Origin of the sequence: Amycolatopsis eburnea (genome assembly GCF_003937945.1) — a bacterium.
GTDB classification, from domain to species: domain Bacteria; phylum Actinomycetota; class Actinomycetes; order Mycobacteriales; family Pseudonocardiaceae; genus Amycolatopsis; species Amycolatopsis eburnea.
The window spans coordinates 878,279-895,373 of record NZ_RSEC01000036.1; the positions used below are offsets into that span (position 1 = coordinate 878,279).

A 17,095-nucleotide genomic window follows, 5' to 3' on the forward strand; every position below is an offset into this window, starting at 1 on the left:
ATTCACTTGGCCCCGCCCGGCCGCGCGGTTAGCCTCGTGATCATGTGCTCCAGTCCCGTCTTCATGAGGTTGCGGACCCGCCGCTGACGGCGGCGCACCCCCCTTTCTGCCCGCCGTTCCGGTCCTCGCCGGGCGGCCGCTTCCGTGCTGCCCGGCTCCCTCCTGAGCCGCGGAGCCACCTTTGTCTTCCCCTGCTTTTCCTTCGCCTGCCCACCTTCGCGCGGAAAACGTCGGCGTCACCCTGGGTGCACGCCGGGTGCTGCACGACGTCAGCGTCACCGTTTCCGCCCGGTCGCGGCTGGCGATCGTCGGCGAGAACGGGCGTGGCAAGACCACGCTGCTGCACGTCCTCGCCGGTCTTCGCGCGCCCGACCACGGCGTCGTCCACCGGGCCGGCACCGTCGGGGTCGCCCGGCAGGCGCTGCCGTTCCGGTCCGGTGAGACCGTCGGGACGCTGACCACCGAGGCATTGCGGGACGTCCACGCCGCCCTGCGCGCGCTCGACGTCGCCGCCGAAGACCTCGCGCGGTCGGCCGAAGGCGCCGAAGATCGCTACGCCGTCGCACTGGACGCGGCCACGCGCCTCGACGCGTGGGACGCCGAGCGCCGCGTCAACGTCGCGCTCGAAGCACTCGACGCCTGCGCGGATCGCGGCCGCGAGCTGAGCACGCTCTCGGTGGGTCAGCGCTACCGCGTGCGGCTGGCCTGCCTGCTCGGGGCGCGGTACGACTTCCTGCTGCTCGACGAGCCCGGCAACCACCTCGACGCCGCCGGCCTGGCGTTCCTCACCACCCGCCTGCGCGGGCACGACGGCGGGGTCGCGCTGGTCAGCCACGACCGGGCGCTGCTGGCGGACGTCGCGACCGAGTTCCTCGACCTCGACCCCAGCCAGGACGGCCGCCCGCGCCGGTACGCCGGCGGCTACGACGCCTGGCAGGACGGGCGCCGCCGCGACCGCGAGCGGTGGGTGCAGGAGCACGAGGAACAGCAGGACGCGCGCCGTCAGCTGACCGCCGCGGTGGCGCAGGCCCGTGACCGGCTCAGCACCGGCTGGCGCCCGGACAAGGGCACCGGACGGCACCAGCGCCAGACCCGCGCGCCCGGCGTCGTCCAGGCGCTGAACCGGGAACGGGCCGCGCTGGAAGCCCACCGCGTCACCGTGCCCGAACCGCCGTTGTCGTTGCGCTGGCCCGATCTCGGCGCTCCCACCGGCGCGGCCCTGATCCGGGTGACGGACGTCAGTGTCGACGGCCGCCTCGACGGCCCGGTCACGCTGACCCTCGACCACGGCGACCGGCTGCTGGTCACCGGCGGCAACGGCGCCGGGAAGTCGACGCTGCTGTCGGCCATCGCCGGCGAGCTGACGCCGACCACCGGCTCGGTGCGGCACCTGGCCGGCGCGCGCGTGGCGTTGATCGGCCAGGAAGTCCCGGCCTGGCCGGAAGACCTGACGGCTCGCCGGCTCTACGAACGCGCCGGCGTCCCGTTTTCGGCGATGGGTCTCCTGGACGCCGAGGCACTGCGCACCCCGGTCGGGCGGATGTCGCAGGGGCAGCAACGCCGGCTGGACCTCGCGCTGCGGCTGGCCGGACGGCCGGACGTGCTCGTCTTCGACGAGCCGACCAACCACCTGTCGGCGGTGCTCGTCGAGGAGCTGACCGAGGCCCTGCTGGCCACCCCGGCCGCGGTGGTCGTCGCGACGCACGACCGCCGGATGCTGGCGGACCTGGCGGCCTGGCCCCGGCTCGAGCTCTGACGCGAGAAGGCCTCCCCGGTCACCCGGGGAGGCCTTCTCGGTTCACCTGCGCTTGGGCCGCCAGACCACCATCGCGGTCTGCTGGTTGAGCGGCACCAGATCCCGGCGGTAGGACGCGTGCGCCGCCGCCGCGGCCTGTTCACCCGCGACGTACGCCGCGGCCAGTTCTTCGGTCAGCTCGGTGATCCGGGCCCGCAGCGCGTCGACCTGGTTCTCCAGCTCGATGATGCGCTTGATGCCCGCCAGGTTGACGCCGTCCTCCTGCGACAGGCGCTGGACTTCGCGCAGCAGCGCGATGTCCCGCATCGAGTAGCGCCGCCCGCCACCGGACGTGCGGCCCGGCGACACCAGGCCCTGCCGGTCGTAGGTGCGCAATGTCTGCGCGTGCATCCCGGCGAGCTGTGCCGCCACCGAGATGACGAACACCGGGGTCTCTTCGTCGCCTTCCTGGGGGATCCCGCCGAACATCCCACTCACCTGCCTTCGAGCAGCTCAGTGATCTCGGGCCGGGGGTCGTGCCCGGCCATCGCCTCGGCGTACGCCTGCAGAGCTTCGCGCGCCTTGTCGTCCAGTTTGGCGGGAATCGCCGCCTGGAGGGTGACGAGCAGATCACCTTGCGAACCGTCCCGCTTGGCGATGCCCTTGCCGCGCACGCGCAGCACCCGCCCGCTCGCCGTGCCCGGCGGCACCTTGAGCGAGACCTTGCCTTCGAGCGTCGGCACCGTGATCGTGGTGCCCAGCGCCAGTTCCGTGAAGTCCACCGGCACGGTGATCGTCAGGTCGAGCCCCTTGCGCCCGAACAGCGCGTGCGGTGCCACGTGCACCCGGACGTACAGGTCGCCCGCCTGCGCGCCACCCCGGCCCGGCTCACCCTGGCCGGCCAGCCGGATCCGCTGGTCGTCGTCGACGCCCGGCGGGATCCGGACGGTCAGCGTGCGGGTGCGCGTGCTGACGCCTTCGCCGCCGCACTCGGGGCACGGGTCGTCGATGATCGTCCCGCGGCCACGGCAGTCGCGGCACGGCTCCGAGAACGCGAAGGCACCCTGGCTGCGGCTGACCAGCCCCGACCCGGAACAGGTCGGGCAGGTCCGCGGCGACGTGCCCGGCTTCGCGCCGTTGCCGCCGCACGTCGAGCAGGTCGCCGGGCTCGACAGCCGCAGCGGCAGGGTCGCGCCCTTGACCGCCTCGGTGAAGTCGATCCGGACGTCCGTCTCGACGTCGGCCCCGCGCTGCGGCCGGTTCGCCGTCGCGCCCGCCGAGGCGCGGCCCCGGCCGAACAGCCCGCCGAGGATGTCCCCGAGCCCGCCGAAGCCGCCCTGCTGGCCGGCCCCGGCCTGGCCGAAGATGTCGCCGACGTCGAAGCTGCCGGTGCCACTTCCACTTCCAGGGAAGTTGAACCCGCCCCCGCCGCCGAAGAGCCGCCGCGCTTCGTCGTACTCCTTGCGCTTGCTCGCGTCGGAGAGCACGCCGTAGGCCTCGGAGACCGCCTTGAACTTCTGCTCCGCGTCCGCGTTGCCGGCGTTCGCGTCGGGGTGGTTCTCCTTGGCCAGCTTCCGGTAGGCCTTCTTGATCTCGTCCGCGGTGGCGTCGGAGGAGACGCCCAGCTCACGGTAGAAGTCCTTACCGATCCATTCCCGTGCGCTCATCGGGCGTCTCCTCCTCCCACTGGGTTTCTCCTACTGCTGCTGGTCATCTGGTCCGCCGTCGAGTGGCAGCTCGCCACCGACGGACGGGTCCACCGGGGCCGCGCCGGGCTCGTGGTCGGTCACGCCGACCAGCGCCGCCCGCAGAACGCGGTCCCCGAAGCGGTAGCCGCGGCGCATGACCACGGTGACCGTCGGGCCCGCCACGTCCGGCGAGGTGTTGTGCTGCACGGCCTCGTGCACGCTCGGGTCGAAGGCCTCGCCCTCGGCGCCGAACGACTCGAGCCCCGCGCGCTGCAGGCCGCTGATGAGCTTGTCGCCCACGGCCTTGAACGCGCCGGTGAGGTCACCGTGCTGCTCGGCCCGCTCGAGGTCGTCGAGCAGCGGCAGCAGGTCGTTCACCACGGTCGCCTTCGCGCCGAGGACGACCGCCTCGCGGTCGCGCTCGACCCGCTTGCGGTAGTTGGCGTACTCCGCCTGCAGGCGCTGGAGGTCGGCGGTGCGCTCGGCCAGCTCCTTCTCCACGTCGGAGACCACCGACACCGACTCGTCCACAATGGACTCGCCGAGCGAGGGGCCCGCGTGCTCCACGGGCTCCTCCGCCGGCTCCGGCGCGGCGTGGGCCGGACCGGGCGGGCGGACCTGCCCGGTCTGGGGGTCCACCCGCCGCCGATCCCGCACGACCACCGGCTCCTCGGGGCCTCGGCCCTGGTTCTCGGATTCGTCGTAGCTATGGGTCACTTCTTCTCGTCCTCTTCGACGATCTCGGCGTCCACCACGTCATCGGCCTTGGCCTGGCCGCCGGCCGCACCGGCGTCCCCGGCCGCCCCCGCGGCACCTTCGGCGCCCGGCGCACCGGCGTTCGCGTTGGCGTACAGCGCGGTGCCCAGCTCCTGCGAAGCGGTGTTCAGCTTCTCGATCGCCTCGCGGATCTTGGCCGAGTCCGTGCCCTTCAGCGCTTCGTTGGCCTCGTCGATGGCGGACTTGACCTTGCCCTTGAGCTCCTCGGGCAGCTTGTCGTCGTTGTCCTTGAGGAACTTCTCGGTCTGGTAGACCAGCGTCTCGGCCTGGTTGCGGGTCTCGGCCTCTTCGCGGCGGGCCTTGTCCTCCTCGGCGTGCGCCTCGGCGTCCTTGACCATGCGCTCGATGTCGTCCTTCGGCAGCGCGGAGCCACCGGTGATCGTCATCGACTGCTCCTTGTTCGTGCCCAGGTCCTTCGCGGTCACGTGCACGATGCCGTTGGCGTCGATGTCGAAGGTGACCTCGATCTGCGGCACGCCGCGCGGGGCCGGCGGGAGACCGGTCAGCTCGAACATGCCGAGCTTCTTGTTGTGCGCCGCGATCTCGCGCTCACCCTGGAACACCTGGATCTGCACCGACGGCTGGTTGTCGTCCGCGGTGGAGAAGATCTCCGAGCGCTTGGTCGGGATCGTGGTGTTGCGCTCGATGAGCTTGGTGAACACGCCACCCTTGGTCTCGATGCCCAGCGACAGCGGGGTCACGTCCAGCAGCAGGACGTCCTTGACCTCACCCTTCAGGACGCCGGCCTGCAGCGCGGCGCCGACGGCGACGACCTCGTCCGGGTTCACGCCCTTGTTCGGCTCGCGGCCGCCGGTCAGCTCCTTGACCAGCTCGGCGACGGCCGGCATGCGGGTGGAACCACCGACGAGCACGACGTGGTCGATGTCGCCGACGGAGATGCCCGCGTCCCGGATGACGTTGTTGAACGGCGCCTTGGTGCGGTCGAGCAGGTCCGAGGTGATCTTCTGGAACTCGGCGCGCGACAGCGTCTCGTCGAGGAACAGCGGGTTCTTGTCCGCGTCCACGGTGATGTACGGCAGGTTGATGCTGGCCGAGTTCGAGCTGGACAGCTCGATCTTCGCCTTCTCCGCCGCCTCGCGGATGCGCTGCAGCGCCATCTTGTCCTTGGTCAGGTCGATGCCGTTCGTGGCCTTGAACTTGTCGACCAGCCACTTGACGATGCGCTCGTCCCAGTCGTCACCACCGAGGTGGTTGTCACCGGAGGTCGCGCGGACCTCGACGACGCCCTCGCCGATCTCCAGCAGCGAGACGTCGAACGTGCCGCCACCGAGGTCGAAGACCAGGATGGTCTGTTCCTTCTCGCCCTTGTCCAGGCCGTACGCCAGCGCGGCGGCGGTCGGCTCGTTGACGATGCGGAGCACGTTCAGGCCGGCGATCTGCCCGGCCTCCTTGGTGGCCTGCCGCTGCGCGTCCTCGAAGTACGCCGGGACGGTGATCACCGCGTCGGTGATGGTCTCGCCCAGGTACGCCTCGGCGTCGCGCTTGAGCTTCATCAGCACCCGGGCGCTGATCTCCTGCGACGTGTAGTTCTTCCCGTCGATCTCGGTCTTCCAGTCGGTGCCGATGTGCCGCTTCACGGACCGGATCGTCCGGTCGACGTTCGTCACGGCCTGGTTCTTCGCCGGCTGACCGGTCAGCACTTCGCCGTTCTTGGCGAAGGCGACGATCGAGGGGGTGGTCCGGGAGCCTTCCGAGTTGGCGATGACCGTCGGCTCGCCGCCCTCAAGGACGGCGACGACCGAGTTGGTCGTGCCGAGGTCGATGCCGACCGCTCGCGCCATGGTGCTTTCCTCCTGTGTAAGCCTGCTATGTTCGTGACCTGCACGTTCGTCCCCGCCTTGAGCGGGTCCCTGGCAAGTTTAGTCAGGTCTTCGCGGGCCTCGTCAAGCCGGACTTGAGTCGACTGCGCTCAACCTTCGTACTCAGCCTAACGAGGCTGCCCCGGTTCTTGTTCCCGGGTTCAGCGGCAGAGCCGGCGAGAACCGGGTGTGAGCCCGCTCACCAGGTACTCCACCTCGGCCGCGCGGGCGCAGGCCGAGTTGAGCAGGCCCGTGTGGCCGTCGTCGAGGCGGGTGAGCAGGGCCGACCCGTCGATGCTCGCCGCCAGGCCGCGGGCCCAGGACAGCGGGGTCGCCGGGTCGTGGGCGCCGCCGACCACCAGGATCGGCGGGGCGCCGTGGACCGGGTCGGGCCGCGGCGGGTTCTTCGCCGGGATCGGCCAGCCGGTGCAGCCGCTCGTGAAGTCCCAGTACTCGGAGTACCGCCAGCTGTGCGGCGCCACCGCGCGGAGCAGCCCGGCCAGCGCGCCCATGTCCGCCGGCCCGGTGAACGGCGACGGGAAGTCGTGGCAGCCGATCGCCCGGTAGGCGCCGTAGCTCGGCGACCCGAACTGGTTCCGCTCGGTCAGCCCGCGGGCGTCCGGGAACTCGCCGCCGGCCGCGGCCAGCGCCTTGCCCAGCGCGGGCCACTCGTCCCGGAGGTAGAGGTGGTTGTAGACCCCCGCCGAGACCTCGTCGGCCGTCGCGTGGCGCCCCAGGTTGCTCGACCAGATCGCGCCGCGCGCCGCCCGCCCCACGACGTCGTCGTAGAACCGGAGGACGTCCTGGCCGTGCAACGCGCACTCGGCCGAGCCACGGCACCAGTCCGCGAACCGGACCAGCGCGTCCTCGGTCGCCGCGGCCTCCTCGAGGATCGCCTGCCGCACCGGCCGGGCGTGGTCGACCGCGCCGTCCAAAACCATCGTGCGCACCCGGCCGGGGTGCGCCGATGCGTAGACCGCGCCCAGCTCAGTGCCGTACGACAGGCCCAGCCACGAGATCTTCGGCTCGCCCAGCGCGACGCGGATCGCCTCGATGTCTTCGGCCGCGCTCCGCGTGTCCGCGTTCGCCAGCAGCGGCCCGGTGCGGGCCAGGCAGTCCTCGCCCGCCTCGCGGTTGTGCGCCACCAGCGCCTCGAACTCCGGCCGGGACGCCGGGAACCGGTTCAGCGCCGGATCCCACAACGACGGACCGCAGGTGATGCGCGGCGTGCTGAACCAGTCCCCGCGCGGGTCGAAGCCCACGACGTCGAACCGCTGCCGCAGCCGGGCGAGGTCCGGCGAGGCCAGCCCGCCGAACCGCACGAACCCGACCCCCGAGCCGCCCGGCCCGCCCGGGTTCACCAGCAGCGAGCCGATCCGGTGCGCCCGGTCGAGCGCGGGCAGCCGGGTCAGCGCCAGCCGCGCCGACCCCGGTTCCGGTTTCGCGCGGTCGATCGGTACGTCGACCGACGCGCATTCCGCCGTCGGCTCCTGCCGCGTGGCACAAGGTCTCCACGACAGCGAAGAAGCCTCGGCGACGGCCGGCACCGCCGCCACGAGCACGGCCACCGCGACGGCCGCCGCGATCCGGCGCAGATCCATGATGCGTTCCCTCCCCCTGCACGCCGTCCTTCGGCGCACCCCATTCCTAACAGCGACCCCCGACAGGATCAGGAGCGCCGGGTGGTCCAGGAGGAGAGGAAGAAATCGGAGTTCCCTTGCCGCACAACGACTTCCGCGGGCGTACCCACCCACGAAGTCACTCGATAGTGGGAATCCACGGCGACCGGCACCCCCTGCGCCGGAGCCGCCGCGGACCCAACCCGCGCGAAGCCGACGACGCCGAACATCGCGATCGCGCCCAGCAGCGCGGCAGCCAGCACGCGCCGTTCGATCTTGCCCATCGGAAAAATCCCCCGTAGTAAGGAAAAAGTCAGGCCGCGCGGACCGTGACGCTGCCGCTTTCGGTCGTGAGGTCGAGCGTGTGCGCCGCGGACCCGTCGGTCGGCACGTCGATGTCGCGGTGCCCGCTGTCGCTGCCGCCGACAACGCGGTACGGCCCGCCCGGCACGGTGACGTCGACGCTCCCGCTGTCGGCCTTCACCTTCACGTTGTTGGCCTGCTCCAGCGCGAATTCGACGCTGCCGCTCTCGGACGTCACGTCGACCGGGCCGCGCACGCCCTTGCCCTCGATGCTGCCGGAACTGGCGTGCACCTGGACCTCGCCGACGTTCTCCAGGTCGATGCCGCCGCTTTCCAGCCGCAGCTTCACCAGGCCCGGCACGTCTTCGACCTTGGCGTGCCCGGAGTCGGCCTGAACGTCCACACTGGCCACCCCGCGGACGTCCAGCCCGCCGGAGTCCAGCCTGCCGCTGACCGGCACGCCTTCCGGCACGACGACCTCGAAGTCGACCGAGCAGTTGCTCCCGCAGTCGGTGAGCACGAGCTGGTCGCCGTCGACGCGGTAGAACGTGTCGCCCGGCTTGCTCCGCCAGTGGTAGTTCACCGACTGGTGCACGGTCGACGGCCCCGAGCCGGTGCGGATCTTCACCGAGCCCGAGTCGCCTTCCAGCTTCACGCTGCGAATCGTCTCCGCCAGCGTCTTGCTGTTCTCGAAGTCCGATCCCCAGCCCCAGCCGAACGCGGTCGCCAGCCCGACGCCGATCAGGACGATGCCACCCAGAGCCAATAGCGGGCGCGCCATGGTCGTGGTCCCCTCAGTGTTGTTTCCTCTGCATCGAGAACGTTATGGCCGGGGTGGGACCGCGTACATGGGGGTAACCCCCCGAAGAACCCTGAGATCCGTCCCTGACACGCGGGGGCGGTGCCGGGGGCCTAACCTGGCGCAAGGCTCCAGTTCCGTGATCAGGAGGATCCATGCCGCAAGCACCCGGTCCGTACGATTCCCTGCCCGACGTGCCGTCGTTCACCCTCCGCAGCAGCGACGTCGCCGACGGCGAAACCCTGGCCACGCCCCACTTGTCCGGCATCTTCGGCGCCGGCGGCGAGGACCGGTCGCCGCAGCTGTCGTGGGAGGGCTTCCCGGCGGAGACGAAGAGCTTCGCGATCACCTGCTACGACCCCGACGCCCCGACCGGCAGCGGCTTCTGGCACTGGGCCGTGTTCAACGTCCCGGCGTCGGTGACGGAGCTGGCGTCCGGCGCGGGCGACGGCTCGGGCCTCCCCGAAGGCGCGGTGACGCTGAAGGGCGACGGCGGGGTCAAGCGGTTCCTCGGCGCCGCGCCCCCGCCCGGGCACGGCCCGCACCGGTACTTCTTCGCGGTGCACGCGCTGGACGTCGACAAGCTCGAGGTCCCGGAGGACGCGACGCCGGCGTTCCTCGGCTTCAACATGTTCGGCCACACCCTCGCCCGCGCCGTGATCACACCGGTGTACGAGAACAAGGGCTGACCCGCCGCACGGCCCGGCACCGGCGCGAACCGGTGCCGGGCCTTTTTCTGCCACCGTGACCCATTCGTAGTCGAAAGCCCTGTTCAGCCGGGTTACAGTCCTGCTCCGAGGCTCGCGGCGCCGGAGCCTCTCGGGGGGAAGGATTCGACGTCGATGAGCGGGTTCGTCGCCGCGGCCACGGGTTTTCCGGCCGTGCTCTTCAGCTTCCTGCTGATCGTCGTGATCGGCTACTGGCTGCTGGCCCTGCTCGGCGCCATCGACCTCGACCACGGCCACGTCTTCGACGACGGGGTGTTCGCCGGGTTCGGCGGCGTACCGCTGGCCATCTCCCTCTCGCTGCTCACCGCGTTCAGCTGGTTCCTCAGCCTCGCCGGCACGGTGGTTCTCCAGGCCGTCCGCCCGGCCACGCCGGTGCGGGTGCTCCTCGGGGTCGTCGTCCTGCTGGTCGCCCTGGTCCTCGGCGCGCTCGCCACCCGGGTGCTCGTGGTGCCGTTGCGCCGGCTCTTCTCCGGTGCGGCCGAGCCGACGCGGGCGGACTTCGTCGGACGGCCCTGCGTCGTCCGCACATCGACCGTGACGCACGACTTCGGGCAGGCCGAAGTCACCGCCGCCGACGGCTCGTCGGCCATCGTCCAGGTCCGGTTGGCCGGCGAAGGCAACCTCCACGCGGGCAGCCGCGTGGTCATCCACGAATACGACTCCGAGGGCGAGTTCTTCTGGGTCAGCCCGCTGGAACTCGAAGCAGAAAAGGACTGAGCTGGAATGGATGCCATCGGCCTGGGGGCCGGCGTGGTGATCGCCGTCGTCGTTCTGATCGTTCTGGTGCTGTTGTTCGTCGTGAGCCGGCTGTTCCGCAAGGTGCCGCAGGGCAAGGCGCTGATCATCTCCAAGGTGCGCAAGGTCGACGTCACCTTCACCGGGGCCATCGTGCTGCCCGTGCTGCACAAGGCCGAGGTCATGGACATCTCGGTGAAGACGATCGACATCGCCCGCACCGGCCAGGAAGGCCTGATCTGCCGCGACAACATCCGCGCCGACATCCGGATTTCGTTCTTCGTGCGTGTCAACAAGACCGTCGAGGACGTCGTGAAGGTCGCGCAGGCGATCGGCACCGAGCGCGCGAGCGACCAGGGAACCCTGCAGGAGCTGTTCAACGCCAAGTTCTCCGAGGCGCTGAAGACCGTCGGCAAGCAGCTCGACTTCGTCGACCTCTACACCCAGCGCAACGAGTTCCGCGACCAGATCATCCGCGTCATCGGCACCGACCTGAACGGCTACAGCCTCGAAGACGCCGCGATCGACTACCTCGAGCAGACCCCGATGGCGTCGCTCGACGCGGCGAACATCCTCGACGCGCAGGGCATCCGCAAGATCACCGAGCTGACGGCGATCGAGCACGTGCGCACCAACGAGTTCCGCCGCAACGAGGAGAAGGAGATCACCCGCCAGGACGTGGACGCCCGCGAGGCGATCCTCGAACTGGAGCGGCGCCAGTCCGACGCGGAGATCAAGCAGCGCCGCGAGGTCGAGACCACGCGGGCGCGCGAAGAGGCCGAGATCGCCAAGGTGCAGGCCGAGGAGCGGCTCAAGGCGCAGGCCGCGCAGCTGCGCACGGACGAGCAGCTCGGCATCCAGCAGCAGAACCAGCAGCGCGAGATCGAGGTCGCGGGCAAGAACCGCGAGCGCGTCATCGCCATCGAGTCCGAGCGGATCGAGAAGGACCGCCTGCTCGAGGTGATCGGCCGCGAGCGCGAGACCGAGCTGTCCCGGATCGCGAAGGACAAGGAGCTCGAAGGCGAGAAGCGGTCGATCGCCGAGGTGATCCGCGAGCGGATCGCCGTCGAGAAGACCGTGGCCGAGCAGGAAGAGAACATCAAGAAGCTGCGCGTGCTCGAAGAGGCGCAGCGCTCGCGCGAGGCGCTCGTCATCCGTGCCGAAGCCGAGGCGCAGGAGAACCTGGTCAAGGACATCAAGGCCGCCGAGGCCGCCGAGCAGGCCGCGAAGCACAAGGCGCGGGAAGAGCTGATCCTCGCCGAGGCGCGGCAGCAGGCCGCAGAGCTGGAGACGCGGGCCAAGATCCGGCTGGCGGAAGGCATCCAGGCCGAGGAGGCCGCCACGGGGCTCGCCGCCGCCCAGGTCAAGGAACGCGACGCCGTCGCGCTGGAGAAGGTCGGCCGCGCCGAGGCGATCGTCGAGCGCGAGAAGGCGACCGTGGTCGCCGAGGCCCTGCGCGACAAGCTGAAGGGCGAAGCCGAAGGCCTCACCGAGAAGGCCGCCGCGATGGCCGCGCTGGACAACGCGAGCCGGGAGCACGAGGAGTACCGGCTGCGGCTGGACGCCGAGAAGGAGATCCGGCTCGCCGCGCTCGATGTGCAGCGGGACGTCGCCGAGGCACAGGCGGTCGTGCTCAGTGCCGGGCTGGAGAAGGCGGACATCGACATCGTCGGCGGGGAGACGGCGTTCTTCGACCGGATCGTCGGCTCGATCGGCCTCGGCAAGAGCGTGGACGGCTTCGTGCAGCACTCCGACGTCGTCCAGTCGCTCGCGCGGCCCTACCTCGACGGCTCGGCCAGCTTCACCGACGACCTCGCCAAGCTGATCGGCGCGGTGAGCACCGAGGACGTGAAGAACCTGACGCTGTCGGCCTTCCTGGCCCAGCAGCTGAAGACGGGCGGCCCGGACAGCGACAAGCTGCGTGAGCTGATGGTGACGGCGCAACGGCTCGGCCTCGCCGAGACGTCGGTGGCCACCCTCGTGCCCGCGAAGCAGTGACCGCGGCCGCACCGGAGCTGGACGCGGGCACCTACGAGGTGCTCCGCGCCCGGCTGGCCGCACAGGCGGCGGAGCTGGCGAAGCGCGCGGACGAGCTCAACGCGCGGCGGCTGGAGGTCTTCGGCGGCACGCAGCTCGCGCTGGTCGGCACCGAACGCATCCGCACGGCGAACAACTGCGTGCCGCGGGACATCGTCGCGGTCGGCGGGCGGATGTTGTTCGGCTACAACGTCTTCATCGGGCTCAAGCCCGAGACGGCGGTCGACGACGTCTTCTCGCTGCAGCGCTTCAGCCACGACGAAGACGCGTTCCGGTTCGACGACGTGAGCGCCGCCGAACTGCCCGAGCTGCTGCGCGACGAGCAGTTCGGGCGGGACTTCGGCGAGCTGTACCGGTACTACCGGCAGGCGCGGCTGCTGCAGCTGCGGCGGCTCGAGGGGAAGCTGCTCGCGGTGTTCCAGATCGGCCCGCGCACCGAGGACATCCGCGTGCTGCGGTGGGCGGTCGCGGCCGACGGCGCGGTGTCCTACTTGGACAACCGCGGCGAGCGCGACCACGTCTTCCCGCCTTCGCACGATTTCGAGTGGGTCGAGACCACCCGCGAGCACCACGTCCTCGGCAGGCACCCGCACATCTCGATCGAGGACGAGGTGTTCGTCGAGACCGTCGGCGGCACGCTGACGATCAAGGTCGAGAACAACACCGAGACCGGGGAGGGCGTCTACGCCGAGCCCGTCGACGAGCCGTTGCAGAGCCTCGCGGACGCCGAAGTGTCGTACGCGCGGATCGGCCCGCTGATCCTGCTGCGCATGCTGCCGTACAAGGAGACCGAGTACCGCTACCTGGTCTTCAACACGCGCACGAAGGACGTCGCGCGGCTCGACGGCATCGGGCAGGCGTGCCAGCGGCTGCCGGAGGACCACGGCATCATCTTCCCCGGCGGCTACTACCTCGACACGGGCGCCGGCAAGACGTTCGACACCACGGTGGACGGCCTCGAGTTCGAGCGCGTGATCCGCTCGCCCAACGGCGAGGACGTGCTGTACGTCTTCCACGCGCGGGCCGAAGGACGCTCGCTCCTGCTGCCGTACAACGTGATCCGCAAGGAGGTCGCGACCCCGATCCCGTGCCACGGCTACTCGCTGTTCGACGACGGCACGATGATCCTGTTCCGCGCGCTGTCCGACGAACCGAGCCGCGTGCACCCGATGCAGGTCTGGCGAACGCCGTTCCAGTCGGACACCTACGCGGCGGCGCAGCCGGCCGGCACCGGGCCGCTGGAGCGGGTCGGCAACGCCGACCTCGTCCGCGGGATCTCCGACTGCCTCTCGATCACGCGGATGGCCGGCGAGATGGCGCCGTCGGCGGCGGTGTTCGAAGCCCTGATCACCGCCTGCGCCCGCGTGTTCGACCACTACCACTGGCTCGGCGAGGCCGAGCTGGGTGATCTGCGCACGCCGCTGACCGACGTCCGGGTGACCGCCGAGCAGGTGCTGGACGAGTTCGAGACGGTTACCTCGCTCACCGCGCAGGCGGCCGAGGCCGTCGACTCGGCGGCGGCGGACACGGCGTCCCTCGTGCGGCGGGTGCGGGGCGAGGCGCTGAACGCGGCGGACGCGTGGGTGCGCCGTCTCGCCGAGCTGCACCGGGCCCGCGGGCGCCTGGTGACCGTGCGCGAGCTGCGCTACGCCGACACCGCCCGCGTGGACGAGCTGGTCGGCGAGCTGGACACGGCGTTTTCCGAAACGGCGCAGCGGGCGGTGCGGTTCCTCCAGGGGGAGGACGCGTTCACCGGCTACCACGCCGAGGTGGCCGCGTTGATCACCGCGGCGGGCGCGATCACGACGGTCGCCGAGGCCGCGCCGGTCGCCGAGCGGCTCGACGAGCAGTCCGCCGGCCTGGCGGTCCTCACCGACGTCGTGGGCGGGCTCGACATCGCCGACGCCGTCGTGCGCACCAAGATCCTCGAGCGCGTCGGCGAGGTGACCGGCGCCCTCAACCGCGCGCGGGCCACGCTCGACGCGCGCCGCCGGGAGCTGCTCGCGGCCGAGGGCCGGGCCGAGTTCGCCGCCGAGTTCGCGCTGCTCGCCCAGGCCGTCACGGCCGGGCTCGCGGTCGCCGACACCCCGGAGCGCTGTGACGAGCAGCTCGGCAGGCTGCTGCTGCAGCTGGAGAACCTCGAGTCCCGGTTCGGGGAGTTCGACGACTTCCTGACCGCGCTCGGGGAGAAGCGCACCGACGTCTACGAGGCCTTCTCGTCCCGCAAGCAGGCGTTGCTCGACGAGCGGGCGCGCCGGGCGGACCGGCTGGCCGGCTCGGCCGAGCGGATCCTCGGCAGCGTGACGCGCCGGGTCGGCTCGCTCGCCTCCGCCGAGGAGATCAACACCTACTTCGCGGCCGACCCGATGGTCGCGAAGCTGCGCGGGGTCGTCGCCGAGCTGCGGGAACTGGGCGACCAGGTCCGCGCCGAGGAGCTCGAAGGCCGGGTGAAGGCCGCTCGCCAGGAGGCCGGCCGGGCCCTGCGCGACCGGCTGGACCTCTACGGCGAGGGCGGCGAGACCATCCGCCTCGGCCGCCACACCTTCGCCGTCAACACGCAGGACATCGACCTGACGCTGGTACCGCACGACGGCTCGATGCGGTTCGCGATCACCGGTACCGACTACCGGGCGCCGGTGCGCGACGAGGCGTTCGAGGCGACGCGGCCGTACTGGGACCAGCTGCTGGTGTCGGAGTCGCCGGAGGTGTACCGGGCCGAGTACCTGGCGACGTCGATCCTCGCCGAACGGCCGGCCGCGGCGCTGGTCGAAGCCGACCTGCTCGACGTCGTGCGCGAGACCGCCGCGGGCCGGTACGACGAGGGGTACGCGCGCGGCGTGCACGACCACGACGCGGCCGCGATCCTGGCGGCCCTGCTGCGCCTGCGGTCCGCGGCCGGGCTGCTGCGGTTCCCGCCCGCGGCGCGCGCGGCGGCCCAGGTGTTCTGGGCCTTCGGTGCCGGCGAGCGGGCGAAGGCCGCTTGGACGACGCGGGCCGCGTCGCTCGCGCGGGTCCGGGACGCCTTCGGCCCCCCGCGGGCGATGGCCGACCTGGCGCGGGAGCTGAGCGAAGCCGTGCGCGCGTTCTTCGACGGCGTGGGACTGGCGCTCGAAACCGAGTTCGCCGGGGAGTACCTGGTCGAAGAGCTGGCGGTCGCCCCGGCCGGCTTCGTCGCGAGTGCCGGCGCGCGGGCGGTGCTCGACAAGTTCCGGCTCGACCGGCGGAGCCTGGCCGAGGACCTCGGTGCCCTCGACGACCTCGCCGACCGCCACCAGCTCGCGGACGCCTGGCTGCGGTCGTTCGCCGAGGTGACCGGCCTGCCCGCCGACGAGCTCCCGGAAGCCGTCGCGATCGAGCTGTGCGACCTCCCGCGCTACGACTCGTCGGCGACGCTGGTGACCACCGTGGACGGCCTGCTCGGCGCCCACCCGCGGATCATCGGCCGCTCGATGACGCTGCGGCTCGACGAGACGCTGGCCAGGACGCACCGCTTCCGCCGGGACCGCGTGCCGGGCTACCGCGACTACCAGCGGCGGCGCAACGCGCTCGTGGCCGCCGAAAGCGAACGGCTGCGGCTGGCGGAGTACCGGCCGAAGGTGATGAGCGCGTTCGTGCGCAACCGCCTGCTGGACGAGGTGTACCTGCCGCTGATCGGCGACAACCTGGCCAAGCAGCTCGGCGCGACCGGGGACGCCAAGCGCACCGACCAGTCCGGCCTGCTGCTGCTCATCTCGCCGCCGGGGTACGGCAAGACGACGCTCATGGAGTACGTCGCCAGCCGCCTCGGGCTGGTCTTCGTGAAGGTCAACGGGCCGGCGCTCGGCAACGGCGTCACGTCGGTGGACCCGGCCGACGCGCCCGACGCGACCGCGCGCCAGGAGGTCGAGAAGATCTCGTTCGCGCTCGAACAGGGCAACAACGTGCTGCTGTACCTCGACGACATCCAGCACACGTCCCCGGAGCTGCTGCAGAAGTTCATCTCGCTGTGCGACTCGCAGCGGCGGATGGAAGGCGTCTGGGAGGGTCGCACGCGAACCTACGACCTGCGCGGCAAGCGGTTCGCGGTGTGCATGGCCGGGAACCCGTACACCGAGCAGGGCAAGCGGTTCCGCATCCCGGACATGCTCGCCAACCGCGCGGACGTGTGGAACCTCGGCGACGTGCTGTCGGGCAAGGAAGAGCTGTTCGCGCTCAGCTTCATCGAGAACGCGCTGACGGCGAACCCCGTCCTGGCACCGCTCGCCGCGCGCGACCGGTCCGATGTGGACGCGCTGGTCCGGATGGCGGGCGGGGACGGTTCGGTGCGTGCCGACCAGCTGGGGCACGCCTATTCGGCGACCGAGCTGGAGCAGGTCCTGTCGGTGCTCCGGAAGCTCCTGCGGGTGCAGCGGATCGTGCTGGCCGCCAACCAGGCCTACATCGCCTCGGCGGCGCAGGCGGAGGCCTCCCGCACCGAACCGCCGTTCCAGCTGCAGGGTTCCTACCGGAACATGACCAAGCTCGCCGAGCGGATCGTGCCCGCGATGAACGACGCGGAGCTCGAAGCACTGGTCGACGACCACTACGCCGGTGAGGCGCAGACCCTGACCTCGGGTGCCGAAGCCAACCTGCTGAAGCTGGCCGAGCTGCGGGGACGGCTGTCGCCGGAGCAGGCGCGGAGGTGGGCCGACGTGAAGGCCGCGTACCTGCGCGCCCGGGCGCTGGGCGGGGCCGAGGACGACCCGATGAGCCGCGCGGTCGGCGCGGTGGGGCTGCTGGCCGACCGGGTGGGAGCGGTCGAGTCGGCCATCGAGCGGGCAGCGGGACGGCTGGCGTCCGGGATACCGGACTGAATCGCGGACCCGGGCCCGGCGC

At 71.4% G+C, this 17,095-nt stretch carries 12 protein-coding genes; 5 read left to right on the plus strand and 7 right to left on the minus strand.

From position 1 onward, the window contains the following. Positions 1-181: 181 nt before the first annotated feature. Positions 182-1,756 carry an ABC-F family ATP-binding cassette domain-containing protein gene (locus tag EIY87_RS16875; RefSeq protein ID WP_125308980.1) on the plus strand — a complete coding sequence of 525 codons (1,575 nt, stop codon included), beginning with the start codon at positions 182-184 and terminating at the stop codon, positions 1,754-1,756. 42 nt (positions 1,757-1,798) lie between these two features. On the opposite strand, the gene EIY87_RS16880 is transcribed toward EIY87_RS16875, so the two are convergent. The 7 genes from EIY87_RS16880 to EIY87_RS16910 form a co-directional block, all read right to left on the minus strand. Further along, entirely contained in the window at positions 1,799-2,224 is a 426-nt protein-coding gene (locus tag EIY87_RS16880) for a heat shock protein transcriptional repressor HspR (protein WP_125308982.1), read from the minus strand. A 5-nt stretch (positions 2,225-2,229) separates the two neighbouring features. Then, positions 2,230-3,402, minus strand: coding sequence for a molecular chaperone DnaJ (gene dnaJ / locus EIY87_RS16885; RefSeq protein WP_125308984.1), 1,173 nt, complete (start codon positions 3,400-3,402; stop codon positions 2,230-2,232). 30 nt (positions 3,403-3,432) lie between these two features. Then, positions 3,433-4,140: a nucleotide exchange factor GrpE gene (gene grpE, locus EIY87_RS16890; protein ID WP_125308986.1), complete on the minus strand. Its 708-nt coding sequence runs from the start codon at positions 4,138-4,140 to the stop codon at positions 3,433-3,435. After that, positions 4,137-6,002, minus strand: a complete 1,866-nt coding sequence (gene dnaK, locus EIY87_RS16895) for a molecular chaperone DnaK (RefSeq protein WP_125308988.1) — start codon at positions 6,000-6,002, stop codon at positions 4,137-4,139. The genes grpE and dnaK overlap by 4 nt, the downstream gene beginning before the upstream one ends. A 179-nt stretch (positions 6,003-6,181) precedes the next feature. Further along, on the minus strand, positions 6,182-7,621 hold the full coding sequence (locus tag EIY87_RS16900; RefSeq protein WP_125308991.1) for an alpha/beta hydrolase: 1,440 nt from the start codon (positions 7,619-7,621) through the stop codon (positions 6,182-6,184). Between the two features lie 68 nt (positions 7,622-7,689). Beyond that, positions 7,690-7,923 (minus strand): hypothetical protein, encoded by a 234-nt coding sequence (locus tag EIY87_RS16905; RefSeq protein ID WP_125308994.1) that lies wholly within the window; start codon positions 7,921-7,923, stop codon positions 7,690-7,692. A 29-nt stretch (positions 7,924-7,952) separates the two neighbouring features. Further along, entirely contained in the window at positions 7,953-8,723 is a 771-nt protein-coding gene (locus EIY87_RS16910; RefSeq protein ID WP_125308996.1) for a DUF4097 family beta strand repeat-containing protein, read from the minus strand. A 173-nt stretch (positions 8,724-8,896) separates the two neighbouring features. Between EIY87_RS16910 and EIY87_RS16915 the strand changes: the two genes are divergently transcribed. The 4 genes from EIY87_RS16915 (at position 8,897) to EIY87_RS16930 (ending at position 17,073) form a co-directional block, all read left to right on the plus strand. Further along, positions 8,897-9,430: a YbhB/YbcL family Raf kinase inhibitor-like protein gene (locus EIY87_RS16915; RefSeq protein WP_125308998.1), complete on the plus strand. Its 534-nt coding sequence runs from the start codon at positions 8,897-8,899 to the stop codon at positions 9,428-9,430. 153 nt (positions 9,431-9,583) lie between these two features. Further along, positions 9,584-10,186: a hypothetical protein gene (locus EIY87_RS16920; RefSeq protein ID WP_125309000.1), complete on the plus strand. Its 603-nt coding sequence runs from the start codon at positions 9,584-9,586 to the stop codon at positions 10,184-10,186. A gap of 6 nt (positions 10,187-10,192) precedes the next feature. After that, the gene (locus EIY87_RS16925) at positions 10,193-12,202 is read left to right on the plus strand and encodes a flotillin family protein (RefSeq protein WP_125309002.1); all 2,010 of its coding nucleotides are present in this window, start codon (positions 10,193-10,195) and stop codon (positions 12,200-12,202) included. Next, complete coding sequence (locus tag EIY87_RS16930) at positions 12,199-17,073, plus strand: DNA repair ATPase (protein WP_125309004.1); 4,875 nt, start codon at positions 12,199-12,201, stop codon at positions 17,071-17,073. Before EIY87_RS16925 ends, EIY87_RS16930 begins: the two co-directional genes overlap by 4 nt. The last annotated feature ends 22 nt before the right edge of the window (positions 17,074-17,095 follow it).